The sequence below is a fragment of the Staphylococcus sp. KUGN1 genome, from assembly GCF_045984185.1.
Taxonomy (GTDB): domain Bacteria; phylum Bacillota; class Bacilli; order Staphylococcales; family Staphylococcaceae; genus Staphylococcus; species Staphylococcus warneri_A.
This window is the reverse complement of the sequence record NZ_JBJQIL010000001.1, coordinates 1086564-1101697: the sequence shown is the minus strand read 5'-3', so window position 1 is coordinate 1101697 and position 15134 is coordinate 1086564. Positions and strand designations below refer to the sequence as shown.

Below are 15134 nucleotides of genomic sequence, written 5' to 3'. Positions count from 1 at the left end.
GTTGGAAAAGAGAACGAGTGTTTTTCTAGGAGGCAGCAAAACATGCGCAAGTTAGTAGTAGGATCAAGAAGAAGTAAACTAGCTTTAACTCAGAGTCAGCAATTTATTGATAAATTGAAACAGGTACGTCCTGACTTGGATATTGAAATTAAGGAAATAGTTACTAAAGGTGATCGTATTGTAGATAAGCAATTATCTAAGGTTGGTGGTAAAGGTTTATTTGTTAAAGAAATTCAAAATGAATTGTTTGAAAAACAAATTGATATGGCTATTCATTCATTAAAAGATGTACCTAGTGTGATTCCTGAAGGATTAACATTAGGCTGTATACCTGATAGAGAGGTCCCTTTTGATGCTTATATCTCCAAAAATCATACACCTTTAAGAGAATTACCTGAAGGTAGCATTATTGGAACAAGCTCACTAAGAAGAGGCGCTCAAATTTTATCTAAGTATCCTCATCTAGAAATCAAATGGATACGAGGTAACATTGATACAAGATTGCAAAAACTTGAAACAGAAGACTACGATGCTATTATCCTAGCAGCAGCTGGTTTAAGACGAATGGGTTGGTCTGATGATATCGTAACAACCTATTTAGATAAAGATATTTTACTACCAGCTATCGGTCAAGGTGCACTTGGTATTGAATGCAGAAGTGATGATGAAGAATTATTAGAACTATTAAAAGAGGTTCATAATAAAGATGTTGAAAAATGCGTTACAGCAGAAAGAACATTTTTAGCCGAAATGGATGGAAGTTGCCAAGTACCAATTGGTGGATATGCAACAATTAATAGTCAACAGCAAATCGAATTTACTGGACTAATTATGACACCTGATGGAACAGAACGATATGAACATACAGCTATTGGCGAATCTCCAACAGCATTAGGTAAAGAAGTAAGCCGTGTTCTAAAAGAACAAGGCGCATATGAAATTATTAGAAAATTAAATGAAGAACAATAATCTTCGAGGTGACTATTTAAAATGAAACCAGTTGTAGTTATGACGCAAACAAGTAAAATTCAAAGTGATTTGGTTACGATTATTCACAAACCATTTATAGATATAAAACCACTTGAATTTGATTCGCGTTTGTTAAAAGATAACTATGACTGGCTTATTTTTTCGTCTAAAAACGCGGTTAAGTTCTTTTCACCTTATATGCATGTTGTTAATTTCAAAAAAATTGCAGTTGTTGGTGAAAAAACGGCTCAATATTGTCGTGCATTAAAAATTCCTGTAGATTTAATTCCACAAGATTACTCACAAGAAGGGTTGATTAATCAATTTCAAAAATATAATCAAAGAATATTAATACCTTCTAGTAAACAAGCACGGCCTCTATTGAGAGATACATTAGCTCGTAATAATAATGTTGTTAAAATTGATTTGTACGAGCCAGTACCACATTACAAACATATAGATGAAGTTAAATCATTAATTTTTAATAGCAAAATTGATGCATTAACATTTTCAAGTTCATCTTCAGTACGTTATTATTTTAATGAAGACCCAATACCTAAGTTTGATTACTATTTTGCAATAGGCAAGCAAACAGCAAATACACTACATTCATATAATCAACCAGCTATTGTTGCAAATAAACAAACGTTAGAGTCATTGATAGACAAAGTAGTAGAAAGTAGGGACTAAAATGAAATTTGATAGACATAGAAGACTTCGTTCTTCTCAAACAATGAGAGACATGGTTCGCGAAACACATGTAAGAAAAGAAGATTTAATTTACCCAATTTTTGTAGTTGAAAAAGATGATGTTAAAACTGAAATCAAATCATTACCTGGTGTATATCAAATCAGTTTAAATTTATTACACAATGAAATTAAAGAAGCGTATGACTTAGGTATTAGAGCAATTATGTTCTTTGGTGTACCAAACGATAAAGATGATGTTGGTTCTGGTGCATATGATCATAATGGAGTAGTGCAAGAAGCAACACGCATTGCTAAAAAAATGTATAGTGACTTATTGATTGTTGCTGACACATGTCTATGTGAATATACTGATCATGGTCACTGTGGTGTGATTAACGACCACACACATGATGTAGATAACGATAAATCATTACCATTACTAGTCAAAACAGCAATTTCTCAAGTAGAAGCAGGTGCAGATATCATTGCACCAAGTAATATGATGGATGGATTTGTTACTGAAATTAGACAAGGACTTGATGATGCCGGCTATCAAAATGTACCAATCATGAGTTATGGTATTAAATATGCATCAAGTTTCTTTGGGCCATTCAGAGACGCTGCTGATTCAGCGCCTTCTTTCGGCGATCGTAAAACATATCAAATGGATCCTGCCAACCGTTTAGAGGCATTGAGAGAACTTGAAAGTGACTTAAAAGAAGGTTGTGACATGATGATTGTTAAACCTGCTTTAAGTTATTTAGATATCGTTAGAGATGTTAAAAATCATACTAATGTTCCTGTTGTTGCATACAATGTTAGTGGTGAATATAGTATGACAAAAGCTGCTGCATTAAATGGTTGGATTGATGAAGAAAAGATTGTGATGGAACAAATGGTTTCAATGAAACGTGCCGGTGCAGATATGATTATTACTTATTTTGCTAAAGATATTTGTCATTATTTAGATAAATAACAAAGAGGATAATAAAGAGGAGGCAACATTTATGGGATATGAAAAATCAATTAAAGCAATGGAAATTGCTGAAGATTTAATGCCTGGCGGTGTAAATAGTCCAGTACGTGCTTTTAAATCAGTGGACACACCTGCAATTTTTATGGATCATGCAGAAGGTTCAAAAATATATGATATTGACGGTAATGAATATATTGATTATGTGTTAAGTTGGGGGCCGCTTATTTTAGGGCATAAAAATAAACAAGTTATCGAAAATCTTCATAAGGCAGTGGATAATGGCACTAGTTTTGGTGCCTCTACATTACAAGAAAATAAACTAGCACAATTAGTAATTGATAGAGTACCTTCAATTGAAAAAGTTAGAATGGTATCTTCAGGCACAGAAGCTACATTAGATACATTAAGATTAGCGCGTGGTTATACTGGACGCAATAAAATTGTTAAATTTGAAGGCTGTTACCACGGACATAGCGATTCATTATTAATTAAAGCTGGCTCAGGTGTGGCAACATTAGGTTTACCTGATTCACCTGGTGTACCTGAAGGCATTGCTAAAAATACAATAACTGTGCCATATAATGATTTAGATTCATTACGTTTGGCTTTTGAAAAATATGGTGATGATATCGCTGGAGTTATTGTTGAACCAGTTGCTGGTAATATGGGTGTAGTGCCACCTGTGGAAGGTTTTTTACAAGGATTAAGAGACATTACTAATGAATACGGTTCTTTATTGATTTTTGATGAAGTTATGACTGGCTTTAGAGTTGGTTATAACTGTGCCCAAGGTTATTTTGGTGTCACACCAGATTTAACATGTTTAGGCAAAGTAATAGGTGGTGGTTTACCTGTTGGAGCGTTTGGCGGTAAAAAAGAGATTATGGACCATATTGCACCAGTAGGCAATATTTATCAAGCAGGTACTTTATCAGGTAATCCATTAGCAATGACAAGTGGATATGAAACACTTAGTCAATTGACACCTGAATCATATGATTATTTTAATGAACTTGGAGATTTACTTGAAAAAGGATTAAAAGAAGTCTTTGCTAAGCATCAAGTTCCTATCACTGTTAATAGAGCTGGCTCAATGATTGGTTATTTCTTAAATGAAGGGCCAGTCACAAACTTTGAACAAGCCAATAAAAGTGACTTGAAATTATTTAGTGAGATGTATAGAGAAATGGCAAAAGAAGGCGTATTCTTACCACCATCTCAATTTGAAGGCACTTTCTTATCAACGGCGCATACTCAAGAAGATATTGAAAAAACAATTCAAGCATTTGATAATTCATTAAGTCGTATTGTAAAATAAAAATTAAATTAATGATATTTTAGCCTGGGATATCTCATTATACCCAGGCTCTTAATTTATATAAGTAAATTTCACATCATTTCACACATTTATAAAAGGTAGTGTGCGTATGAAAATAATAAATAGAAATAACCTAATTATATTAGCATTATCCATTTTTATAAGTTTGCTATTAAAGGTATCACATATATTATTACCTTTTATGTTCGGGCCCATTATAGCGGCTATAATATGTATAAAAATATTTAAATTAAACATTAAATGGCCGTTTTGGATCAGTCAAATTGGGTTGATTTGTTTAGGTGTTCAAATAGGATCAACATTCACTAGAACTGTCATAAAAGATATTCAAGCAAGTTGGTTAACAATTATTCTTGTATCAGTTCTTTTGCTCGTATTAGCACTATTAATCGCATTATTATTTAAGAAGATTGCAGATGTAAATACCGAAACAGCTGTACTAAGTGTCATTCCGGGTGCTTTAAGCCAAATGTTAGTCATGGCAGAGGAAGATAAAAAGGCGAATATTTTAGTTGTTAGTTTAACACAAACATCAAGAATTATTTTCGTTGTTATTTTAGTACCTTTAATTTCATATTTCTTTCAAAATGATCATAGTAGCGGAGAACCAATAGTTAAAGCGAAACCGTTAACAGATATTTTAAACATTTGGCAATTTATATTTCTTGTGTTAGCAATCATTGTAGTTTATTGGATAATGGCTAAGATCAATTTTCCAACAAAACAATTATTGGCACCAATTATAGTCTTAATCATTTGGAATATTACGACTGATATAACATTTGCATTAGATAATTGGTTACTAGCATCAGCACAAGTAGTGTATATGATTCGAATAGGGTTACAGATTGCTCGTTTGCTTTCAGACTTGAAAGGTAGAATAGCCGTAGCGATTGCGTTTCAAAATATAATGCTTATATTAAGTGCTTTCGTAATGGTTTGTATCTTACATTTATTTACACATGATTCAATCAACGAGTTGTTTTTAGGCGCAGCACCAGGTGGTATGAGTCAAATAGTATTAGTTGCGATTGAAACAGGTGCAGATGTGGCTATGATATCGAGTTATCATATATTTAGAATCTTCTTTATTTTGTTTTTAATCGCACCATTAATTAATTACTTTTTGAAATATAGAGCTAAACGGTCGTAGATATTTAATAGAATTAAAAGACGTATATCAAATGCTTATTGAGAAAGCTATGATATACGTCTTTTAAATTTTAATCATGTTTTGGTTTTTGAGGGCAATCCTTTAAATGCGCATCATATAATCCAGCTGCCTCTAAGAATGAAAATACTGTTACGGGTCCTAGGAATTTAAAACCATATTTTTTTAAATCTTTGGAAATTGCTTTAGCACGGTCATCTACCGTAATACGATCTTCAGGCTTTACATATCCCATGTCGATAGGTTTACCATCAACATAAGACCATAAAAACGTACTGAAACTACCATAATCCTTCTCAATTTCTAAATAACCTTTCGCTTGTGCAATAATAGCTTCTAATTTCTTTCTGTGATGGACAATATTAGGAAATGTCATTAAGTTGTCGACATCTTGTTCAGTCATTGCCGCTATCTTTTTAGGTTCAAACTGATAAAATGCCTCTTCATAAGCGGATTTCTTTTTTAGTATCGTAAGCCAAGATAGACCAGCATGTTGAGATTCTAGAGCCAATAGTTTAAATAAATCTTTACTATCGTACATCGGTTGACCCCAAACTTGATCATGATATTCTATATAAATTGGATCTTTGGTACCAAAGGCACAAGGGTTCATAAAATTCCTCCTAATAGATTGACTTATGCGAATTTCCATTATACTATAATTAAGTAAATGAATATAACATTTGGGAAGAGTAGGTTTTAATTATTTTTTAGAGAGTGTATGGTTGGTGAAAATACACAATAATTACTACTGAAGGTAGCCCACTTAGTCCTTTTGCTGATTGAACGAAGAAAAGAGTAGGCAAAAGCGTGTTTGAGCGTTAATCAAATTCTAGAGTGCTCGAAAGTAGAAGGTTGAGACATATACAGACTAACTACTTTCTTGAATATAGGTGGTACCACGGAACATCCGTCCTATGTATATAGGATGGGTGTTTTTTATTTTTGAGGAGGATTTACTTTATGGAAATGAAGCCGAAATATAATCCACGCGAAGTAGAAGCTGGAAGATATGATGAATGGGTAAAAAATGGTTATTTCAAACCATCAGAAGACACTAATAAAGAAACATATACAATCGTTATTCCACCACCAAATGTAACTGGTAAATTACATTTAGGTCATGCTTGGGATACAACATTACAAGATATCATTACACGCATGAAACGTATGCAAGGTTTTGACACTTTATATTTACCTGGTATGGATCACGCTGGTATCGCTACACAAGCTAAAGTAGAAGCTAAACTAAATGAACAAGGTATTTCACGTCATGATATTGGTCGTGAAAAATTCTTAGAACAAGCTTGGGATTGGAAAGAAGAATATGCGTCCTTCATTCGTAAACAATGGGCTAAATTAGGGTTAGGTTTAGATTATAGTAGAGAACGTTTTACTTTGGATGACGGTTTAAGTAAAGCTGTTAAAAAAGTATTTGTTGATCTTTATAACAAAGGTATTATTTATAGAGGCGAACGTATAATCAACTGGGATCCTCAAGCTCGTACGGCTTTATCTGATATTGAAGTGATTCATGAAGATGTACAAGGTGCATTTTATCATTTTAAATATCCATATGCTGATGGAGATGGATATATTGAAATCGCTACAACACGCCCAGAAACGATGTTAGGTGATACAGCTATTGTTGTTAACCCAAATGACGAGAGATACAAAGATGTTATTGGCAAAAAGGTGATATTACCAATTGTTGGTAGAGAATTACCTATATTAGCAGATGAATATGTAGATATCGACTTTGGTTCGGGTGCTATGAAAGTAACGCCGGCACATGATCCTAATGACTTTGAAATTGGTCAACGTCATCAATTAGAAAACATTATCGTTATGGACGAAAAAGGTCACATGAATCATCATGCTGGTAAATATGAAGGACTTGAGCGTTTTGAATGTCGTAAACAATTAGTTGAAGACTTAAAAGAACAAGGTTTGGTTATTAAGATTGAGGAACATATGCATTCTGTTGGTCATTCTGAACGTTCTGGTGCAGTAGTAGAACCTTATTTATCTACACAATGGTTTGTTAAAATGAAACCTTTAGCACAACGTGCTTTAGATAATCAAAAAACCGATGATCGTATTGATTTTTACCCACCTAGATTTGAAAATACATTTAATCGATGGATGGAAGAAATCAGAGATTGGACAATTTCAAGACAACTTTGGTGGGGGCATCAAATTCCTGCTTGGTATCACAATGAAACTGGCGAAGTCTACGTAGGTGAAAATGCACCAGAAGATATAGAAAATTGGACTCAAGATGAAGATGTTTTAGATACTTGGTTCTCAAGTGCTTTATGGCCATTCTCAACTCTAGGTTGGCCAGACGTAGATGCAGAAGATTTTAAACGTTACTTCCCAACTAATGCATTAGTAACAGGCTATGATATTATTTTCTTCTGGGTTGCACGTATGATATTTCAAGGATTAGAGTTCACAGACCGTAGACCATTTAATGATGTTCTGTTACATGGATTAGTTAGAGCGGAAGACGGTAGAAAAATGAGTAAATCTTTAGGTAACGGTGTGGATCCTATGGATGTTATTGATGAATATGGTGCTGATAGTTTAAGATACTTCCTTGCCACAGGTTCTGCACCTGGACAAGATTTACGTTACTCAACTGAAAAGGTTGAATCAGTATGGAATTTCATTAACAAAATATGGAATGCAGCAAGATTTAGTTTAATGAATATTGGTGAAGATTTTAATGTAGAAGATATTGATTTATCAGGAAACTTATCTTTAGCAGATAAATGGATATTAACGCGTCTAAATGAAACAATCGCTACAGTTACAGATTTAAGTGATAAATATGAGTTTGGTGAAGTGGGTCGAGCACTATATAATTTCATTTGGGATGAATTCTGTGATTGGTATATTGAAATGAGTAAAATACCTATGAATGGCGAGGATGAAGACCAAAAACAAACGACACGTTCTGTATTAAGTTATGTGTTAGATCGTATTATGAGAATGTTACATCCATTTATGCCATTTGTTACAGAGAAAATTTGGCAAAGTTTACCTCATGAAGGCGAAACAATTGTTCAATCATCTTGGCCAACAGTAGATAAGGAACTTATGTTTGATGATAGTAAGCAAACAATGCAACAATTAGTTGAAATTATCAAATCAATTAGACAATCTCGATTAGAAGTTAATACACCATTATCTAAAGCCATTCCTATTATGATTCAGGCTAAAGATAGTAATATTCAATCAACATTAACAGATAATGCTGATTATATTGAACGATTCTGTCATCCTAGTGAATTGACAATCAATGTTGATATAGACATTCCTGAGAAAGCAATGACATCTGTAGTGTTAGCAGGTAAAGTCATCTTACCTTTAGAAGGTTTAATTGATATGAATAAAGAAATTGCACGTTTAGAAAAAGAATTAGATAAATTACAGAGTGAATTAGACCGTGTGGATAAGAAATTGGCCAATGAAAACTTTGTCAATAAAGCACCTGAAAAAATTATTAATGAAGAAAAAGAAAAACAAAAACATTACAAAGAAAAGTATGATGGTGTTAAAGCAAGAATTGAACAATTAAAAGCATAGGAGTATGTATCATGAATTACCTAGATAGCTTGTATTGGATACATGAAAGAACTAAGTTTGGCATCAAACCAGGCGTTAAACGTGTGGAATGGATGCTAGAAAAACTAAATAACCCACAGCAACATATTAAAGGCATACACGTAGGCGGTACAAATGGAAAAGGATCGACAGTAGCTTATTTAAGAGCCGCATTGGTTGAAAATAACTATGAAGTTGGTACTTTTACATCTCCGTTTATTGAAACTTTTAATGAACGTATTAGTTTAAATGGATATCCCATTTCAAATGATGAAATTGTTGAGTTAGTTTCTCGTGTTAAACCAGTAAGTGAATCGTTAGAAGTTGAAACTGAGTTAGGGAATGCAACAGAGTTTGAAATTATTACTACAATGATGTTTTTATACTTTGGTGAAATACACCCTGTTGACTTTGTTATTATTGAAGCGGGCTTAGGTATTAAAAACGATTCAACCAATGTATTTAATCCAATTATGTCTATTTTAACAAGTATAGGTTTAGATCATACTGATATTTTAGGCAACACCTATTTAGATATAGCCAAAGACAAAGGCGATATCATTAAACCTAATACACCAGTTATTTATTCAGTGAAAAATGAAGATGCTTTAAAATATATTAGAGACTATGCAGTAGAACAAAATGCAACACCTATTGAGTTAGATAGAGAAATTATAGTAATTTCTCAAGATGATGAATTTACTTATAGATATAAAGATTACGAACTTGAAACAATTATTTTAAATATGTTGGGTGAACATCAAAAAGAAAATGCATCATTAGCTATAACAGCATTAATTGAATTAAACGAAGCTGGAATTATAGAACTTGATTTCAATAAAATGATAGATGGTATTGAGTCAGTCAATTGGATAGGTAGAATTGAACAAGTCAAAGAACATCCATTAATGATAATTGATGGTGCGCATAATAATGAAAGTGTAGACGCATTGATTGATACGATTAAACAATATTATGGTCGTGATCAAATTGATATATTATTTTCTGCAATTAAAGGGAAACCTATTTGTGACATGTTAAACAAATTGGAAGACATTGCGTCTCACTTTTATATCACTGATTTTGATTTTCCAAAAGCCTTATCAAAAGAAGAAATAGCAGAAAATATCAATAGAGATAACGTTGAGCTAGTAGATGATTATGTAGAATTTTTAGAGAATTATGATGGAAAAGGTCTAATTATCACAGGTAGTTTATATTTTATTAGCGAAGTTAAATCTAAAACAAATTTTGATTAACTAATAATATTCAAAAAATAAAGCCAAGGTTTCTAAAAAAATTAGAAATCTTGGCTCTTTTGTTAATTATGGAGCTTATTTCACCTATAATTATAAAAAAATGATAATATGTATTTTATTTTAATGTTGTGATATAATTGCTTTGAAAGGAGTAGTCATGCTTATTTATACATATGTATCCTCGATATTATTTAGCTTTTTATATCAACTTTCTGCAAATGATCACTTCGATAAGCGATACTTAAAATTAAGATCCAAATGTGATTATTGTAAAAGCAAATTAAAATATTATGATTTCATTCCAATTTTTAGTTTCCTTATTTTAAAAGGTAAGTCGAGATGTTGTAAGCAACCTTTAAAATATAGTTATTTGATAGGTGAGTTACTTGCGATACTTCCAATATTGCTTATTTATTACCAATTAATTAATATCAATCCTCAGTTTTATTTAACGACTTTTCTGTTTTTATTGGTTATGTCAATTAATGATATTGAAGATTATTGTATTAGCTTAATTTTCTTAATGATCTTCACAACTGTTTTATTATTTACGACTCCAATCTTTCTAAATACTTTTCTCCTTACATTTATTATTAGTCACCTATTCTTTATTTTAATGTATCGTTATATCGGTTATGGTGATATCCTTCTATTTAACATTCTATCTTTATTCTTACCAATAAACTTCATGTTTTACCTTTTTCTTTTCACTTTTATGATTGGTGGCATATTAAGCATTATTATTAAAATATTTTTCAACCACAATATTAAATATGTTCCTCTTATTCCATTTATCTTTTTATCTTTTGTTTTTGTTTCATCCTTTTATCCATCATTGACGGAAATAATGGGAGGTGTTCCTTTTTGAGGATTAAAGAAATGGCTAATTCGGAGAAACCACGTGAACGATTAGTGTCCAATGGCGCTGCATCATTATCAAACTCAGAATTATTAGCAATACTTATTAATACAGGTAGAAAGGGATGTTCTAGTATTGAAATTGCCAATGAATTATTAAGTGGTATAACCACGTTGAAAGAATTGAAAAAGTTATCAATTAACAATTTAATCAAAGTCAAAGGTATTGGTTATCATAAAGCTATAACATTAAAGGCTGCATTTGAAATAGGGGAACGGATAAATAGTGTATCTCAACAGGAAGTATTTAAAATTACTTGTCCTGTTGATGTCGCAGATCTGATGATGTCGAAGCTTAAAGATTTACAGCAAGAACATTTTTATGTGCTTTTATTGAATTCCAAAAATATTGTTATCAAACAACAATGTGTCTTTGTAGGAACATTGAATAGTTCTATCATTCACCCTAGAGAAATTTTTAATGTTGCTATTAAAGAATCTTGTAATTCGATGATTGTTGTTCATAATCATCCATCAGGTGATGTTTTAACCATAGTATAATAAATAATAGTAGTTAAAGTAGTTCAGGAGGAGATGTTAAAGGGAGATTTTACTTTAAATAAAAATTAACAAGGTTTATAATTTGTAGTACTTAAAGTGTTTAAAGAGGGGGGCGCGTGTGAGGGTTCAAAGGATAGAAGTGGAGAATAAGCCGTATCCATTGTATTTATTACTAGATAAAGAATACCAGCTAATTGAACCAGTAATGAAATTTATTAAATACTTAGATAACACTGGTAAGTCTCCAAATACCATTAAAGCATACTGCTATCATTTAAAGTTGCTGTATGAGTTCATGGAACAGAGAGGCGTTATTCTTAATGATATTAACTTTGAGTTGTTAGCAGATTTCGTAGGTTGGTTGAGATATCCAACAGCAAATAATGTAATTGATCTTCAGTCAAAAGAAGCCATAAGAGAAGAAACGACAGTTAATACAATTTTAAATGCCGTTATGAGTTTTCTTGATTATTTAAGTAGATTAGGAGAATTTAAATCAATTGATGTATTTAAACAAGCAAAGGGAAGAAACTTCAAAGGATTTTTACATCATGTTAATAAGGGTAGATACCAAAAGAATGTCTTAAAGTTAAGGGTTAAAAAGAAACAGATAAGAACATTGACAGCAGAGGAAGTTAAGCAAATTATTGACGCTTGTCATACGAAAAGAGATAAGTTAATTTTAATGCTTATGTATGAGGGTGGTTTAAGAATCGGTGAAGTGTTATCGCTTAGGCTTGAAGATATTGCCACTTGGGACAATCAAATCCATTTAACACCTAGAGATGTTAATGTTAATGAAGCTTATATTAAATTAAGGAAGGAAAGAACAATACATGTGAGTAAAGAACTGATGTCACTTTATACAGATTACTTGGTATATGAGTATAGTGAGGAATTGGAGCATGACTATGTTTTTATTTCCTTAAAAGAAGGCTATTTTGGGAAACCACTAAAGTACCAAAGTGTTCTTGATCTAGTTAGAAGAATAGTTAAAAGGACTGGAATAGAATTTACATCGCATATGCTTCGCCACACTCACGCAACGCAGCTAATTAGGGAAGGGTGGGATGTTGCGTTCGTTCAAAAGAGATTAGGTCACGCACATGTTCAGACAACGTTAAATACCTATGTTCATCTTTCAGATCAGGATATGAAAAATGAGTTTAATAAATACCTTGAGAGAAAGGAGCATAAGAAATGAATGCTTCTAGTAAAAGGAAAATTATCAGTCAGAGTGAGATCAGCAAAAAAATAGCTGTAATGAATGAAGAAATGCAAGGGTTTTGGGCTAATAATAGTTGGGATATAAGAAAATGTCCACATCCTTCTGCCATAGAATTAAGTAAGAATCCTGCTTTAAGAAATCGTTGGGTTCGTTTTGAACGTGTTAAAAATCTGTGGTTAAGAACAGAATTGAAATATTTTTATTTTTACCATTTAAACAATGGAATATGGAATGCAAAAACTGTCTGGATTAGAAAAGGAACAGTAATTAATAAAATGTTGGATTTTTTAGATTTAAAGTATCCCAGCATTACTTCAATTACTGAAGTTCCTATTGATAAAGCAATGACGGAGTATAGAACATATTTGACAAAACAGGGTGTTAGAATTACCACCACTAATTATAAGATTACTGCTAATCAAGAAAAAACACCTGTAAAAGCTAATTCTTACTATGTTACTAATCTAAAACAATTTATTGAGTTTTATGAGGATTTTTATTTTGATGGAGAGGAGTGGGATAAAGACGTTTGGGATAGACGAAACTTACCTTTGCCAGATGATAAGGTTAACCCAACACAATATGAATATACAATTAACTTTAAAGGGTTTCGGAATACATATTTTAAACAGCTTGTAAAAAGATATTGTAAGTTAAGATTGAACATGGATAGCTTTTCCTATGTAAGTGATATTGCCCAAAAACTTAAAGAGTTCTTTAATTTTCTGGACATAAAGTTTAAACACGTTCAGAGAGTACACCAATTAACGAGAGTGGAAATTGAAGCATATTTAAGTGAACTAAACATGATGGGGATAAAACCTAGTACAATAACTGGGAGGATCTCTATATTGGAAGGACTATTTAGTACCCTTCATAGGCTAGAATGGGATGATGTTCCTTCCAAAATATTAATTTATCCCGAGGACTATCCGAAAATACCAAGAGCAAAACCTCGCTTTATAGACGAATTCGTTCTAGAGCAATTGAACAGTCATCTTGATAAATTACCCGAATATATAGCTACGATGACTATGATTGTTCAAGAATGTGGAATGAGGATAAGTGAATTGTGCACCTTGAAAAAAGGCTGTCTATTAGAGGACAAAGATGGAGATTACTTTTTAAAGTATTATCAATGGAAAATGAAAAAGGAGCATATAGTTCCAATATCTAAAGAGGTAGCTTTACTTATTAAAGTTCGGGAAGATAAAGTTTCAGAGGAATTTCCAGATAGTGAATACCTCTTTCCAAGAAAAGATGGATCGCCATTAAAACAAGAAACATTTAGAGGCGAGTTAAATAAATTAGCTTATGAGCAAAATATAGTGGATAAATCAGGCGAGATTTATAGATTCCATGCCCATGCCTTTCGCCATACAGTAGGAACAAGAATGATTAACAACGGGGTGCCCCAGCATATTGTGCAGAAATTTTTGAGACATGAAAGCCCAGAAATGACAAGCAGATACGCTCATATCTTTGATGAAACTCTAAAAAATGAATTTACTAAATTTCAAGAAAAACTGGTTACCAATAATGGAGATGTGCTCAATCTAGATGATGATAGTGAAGTCGATGATGTAGAGCTTCAATGGTTCAAGAAAAATATAAATGCACAAGTGCTTCCAAATGGTTATTGTAGATTGCCAGTAATAGCAGGTGGTTGTCCACATGCGAATGCATGCTTAGATTGCACTCACTTCTGTACCAGTAAGCAATTCTTACCACAGCACGAAGAACAGTTAGAGCGTACAGAAGAGTTATTAACCATAGCAAAGGATAAACAATGGCAAAGACAAATAGAGACTAATAGCCGTGTTAAAGAGCGTTTAGAACAAATCATTGGAAGTTTGACGGGGTAATTATCAATGGATAAACAAGTTAGAAATACAACAGAAATTGTACGTTTGGCGAAGCAGAAATCACAAAAGACAAGGGAAAAAGTAGACAAAGCGATTTCTAAATTTTCGATTGAAGGTAAAGCTATTAATTTTAATTCAATAGCAAAGGAAGCCAAAGTTTCTAAATCATGGCTTTATAAAGAACAAGATATTAGGCAAAGAATCGAATCCCTTCGTAAACGTCAAATAACATCAATTATAGTATCAAAATCTGAGAAAAGCTCTCGATCTGAAGGGGTTCTTGTTAAGACTTTAAAAACAAGAGTTAAGGAATTAGAGGAGGAAAATAAAAAATTAAAAAACCAAATTCAGAAATTATATGGAGAATTGTACAATAATGAATAGTTAAAAGTTAATCTATAAATGAATTGTGAAGAAATGTACTTAAACTAACGGGGCAGTTATGTTTAAGATGCTTTAAAATCTGGTTAAAATCTCTAAAAAGATTGGTTTCTAACATTAGAAACCAATCTTTTTTATTGTAATATTAATATATAATAATCAAACAATCATTTGACTATTTGTTTATGGTGGGATATATTATAATTATCAAACAAACAGTCATTT

The 15134-nt window shown here is 32.2% G+C and carries 12 protein-coding genes, 1 pseudogene and 1 other annotated feature; of the genes and pseudogenes, 12 read left to right on the top strand and 1 reads right to left on the bottom strand.

Features of this window, described 5'->3' with window-relative positions:
* Positions 1-42 precede the first annotated feature (42 nt).
* From hemC to ACJQQZ_RS05395, 5 genes are all read left to right on the top strand, one after another.
* Positions 43-969 carry a hydroxymethylbilane synthase gene (hemC, locus tag ACJQQZ_RS05415; protein WP_124227822.1) on the top strand — a complete coding sequence of 309 codons (927 nt, stop codon included), beginning with the start codon at positions 43-45 and terminating at the stop codon, positions 967-969.
* Between the two features lie 21 nt (positions 970-990).
* Positions 991-1659 carry a uroporphyrinogen-III synthase gene (locus tag ACJQQZ_RS05410; RefSeq protein ID WP_124227821.1) on the top strand — a complete coding sequence of 223 codons (669 nt, stop codon included), beginning with the start codon at positions 991-993 and terminating at the stop codon, positions 1657-1659.
* A gap of 1 nt (position 1660) precedes the next feature.
* Positions 1661-2635: a porphobilinogen synthase gene (gene hemB / locus ACJQQZ_RS05405; protein ID WP_124227820.1), complete on the top strand. Its 975-nt coding sequence runs from the start codon at positions 1661-1663 to the stop codon at positions 2633-2635.
* Between the two features lie 31 nt (positions 2636-2666).
* Positions 2667-3953 carry a glutamate-1-semialdehyde 2,1-aminomutase gene (gene hemL / locus ACJQQZ_RS05400; RefSeq protein WP_002451781.1) on the top strand — a complete coding sequence of 429 codons (1287 nt, stop codon included), beginning with the start codon at positions 2667-2669 and terminating at the stop codon, positions 3951-3953.
* Positions 3954-4062: 109 nt separating this feature from the next.
* Positions 4063-5127: an AbrB family transcriptional regulator gene (locus ACJQQZ_RS05395; RefSeq protein ID WP_124227819.1), complete on the top strand. Its 1065-nt coding sequence runs from the start codon at positions 4063-4065 to the stop codon at positions 5125-5127.
* A 70-nt stretch (positions 5128-5197) separates the two neighbouring features.
* Here the strand turns inward: ACJQQZ_RS05395 and ACJQQZ_RS05390 are convergent, their stop codons facing one another.
* Positions 5198-5758, bottom strand: coding sequence for a DNA-3-methyladenine glycosylase I (locus tag ACJQQZ_RS05390; protein ID WP_075778020.1), 561 nt, complete (start codon positions 5756-5758; stop codon positions 5198-5200).
* 57 nt (positions 5759-5815) lie between these two features.
* Positions 5816-6066, top strand: a binding site (T-box leader).
* Positions 6067-6108: 42 nt separating this feature from the next.
* On the opposite strand from ACJQQZ_RS05390, the gene ACJQQZ_RS05385 reads away from it, so the two are divergent.
* The 7 genes and pseudogenes from ACJQQZ_RS05385 (at position 6109) to ACJQQZ_RS05355 (ending at position 14912) form a co-directional block, all read left to right on the top strand.
* The gene (locus ACJQQZ_RS05385; RefSeq protein ID WP_124227817.1) at positions 6109-8739 is read left to right on the top strand and encodes a valine--tRNA ligase; all 2631 of its coding nucleotides are present in this window, start codon (positions 6109-6111) and stop codon (positions 8737-8739) included.
* An 11-nt stretch (positions 8740-8750) separates the two neighbouring features.
* A complete protein-coding gene (locus ACJQQZ_RS05380) occupies positions 8751-10016 on the top strand; it encodes a bifunctional folylpolyglutamate synthase/dihydrofolate synthase (protein ID WP_124227816.1) in 1266 nt (421 codons plus the stop codon).
* Between the two features lie 157 nt (positions 10017-10173).
* Positions 10174-10884 (top strand): prepilin peptidase, encoded by a 711-nt coding sequence (locus ACJQQZ_RS05375; RefSeq protein WP_124227815.1) that lies wholly within the window; start codon positions 10174-10176, stop codon positions 10882-10884.
* Positions 10881-11420 (top strand): annotated as a pseudogene (radC, locus tag ACJQQZ_RS05370) (RadC family protein); the annotation flags it as partial. The gene ACJQQZ_RS05375 and the pseudogene radC, both read left to right, overlap by 4 nt.
* A gap of 133 nt (positions 11421-11553) precedes the next feature.
* Positions 11554-12639 carry a tyrosine-type recombinase/integrase gene (locus ACJQQZ_RS05365; protein ID WP_031775850.1) on the top strand — a complete coding sequence of 362 codons (1086 nt, stop codon included), beginning with the start codon at positions 11554-11556 and terminating at the stop codon, positions 12637-12639.
* Positions 12636-14528 (top strand): tyrosine-type recombinase/integrase, encoded by a 1893-nt coding sequence (locus tag ACJQQZ_RS05360; RefSeq protein ID WP_408023091.1) that lies wholly within the window; start codon positions 12636-12638, stop codon positions 14526-14528. Before ACJQQZ_RS05365 ends, ACJQQZ_RS05360 begins: the two co-directional genes overlap by 4 nt.
* Positions 14529-14534: 6 nt before the next feature.
* A complete protein-coding gene (locus tag ACJQQZ_RS05355; protein WP_103210450.1) occupies positions 14535-14912 on the top strand; it encodes a DUF6262 family protein in 378 nt (125 codons plus the stop codon).
* The last annotated feature ends 222 nt before the right edge of the window (positions 14913-15134 follow it).

Excerpts from the sequence above, each read along its gene's own strand:
- ACJQQZ_RS05385 (WP_124227817.1), top strand. The coding sequence starts at position 6,109 with ATGGAAATGAAGCCGAAATATAATCCACGCGAAGTAGAAGCTGGAAGA.
- ACJQQZ_RS05360 (WP_408023091.1), top strand. The coding sequence starts at position 12,636 with ATGAATGCTTCTAGTAAAAGGAAAATTATCAGTCAGAGTGAGATCAGC.
- ACJQQZ_RS05390 (WP_075778020.1), bottom strand. The coding sequence starts at position 5,758 with ATGAACCCTTGTGCCTTTGGTACCAAAGATCCAATTTATATAGAATAT.
- hemB (WP_124227820.1), top strand. The coding sequence starts at position 1,661 with ATGAAATTTGATAGACATAGAAGACTTCGTTCTTCTCAAACAATGAGA.
- ACJQQZ_RS05375 (WP_124227815.1), top strand. The coding sequence starts at position 10,174 with ATGCTTATTTATACATATGTATCCTCGATATTATTTAGCTTTTTATAT.
- hemL (WP_002451781.1), top strand. The coding sequence starts at position 2,667 with ATGGGATATGAAAAATCAATTAAAGCAATGGAAATTGCTGAAGATTTA.
- ACJQQZ_RS05395 (WP_124227819.1), top strand. The coding sequence starts at position 4,063 with ATGAAAATAATAAATAGAAATAACCTAATTATATTAGCATTATCCATT.
- hemC (WP_124227822.1), top strand. The coding sequence starts at position 43 with ATGCGCAAGTTAGTAGTAGGATCAAGAAGAAGTAAACTAGCTTTAACT.
- ACJQQZ_RS05380 (WP_124227816.1), top strand. The coding sequence starts at position 8,751 with ATGAATTACCTAGATAGCTTGTATTGGATACATGAAAGAACTAAGTTT.
- ACJQQZ_RS05410 (WP_124227821.1), top strand. The coding sequence starts at position 991 with ATGAAACCAGTTGTAGTTATGACGCAAACAAGTAAAATTCAAAGTGAT.
- ACJQQZ_RS05355 (WP_103210450.1), top strand. The coding sequence starts at position 14,535 with ATGGATAAACAAGTTAGAAATACAACAGAAATTGTACGTTTGGCGAAG.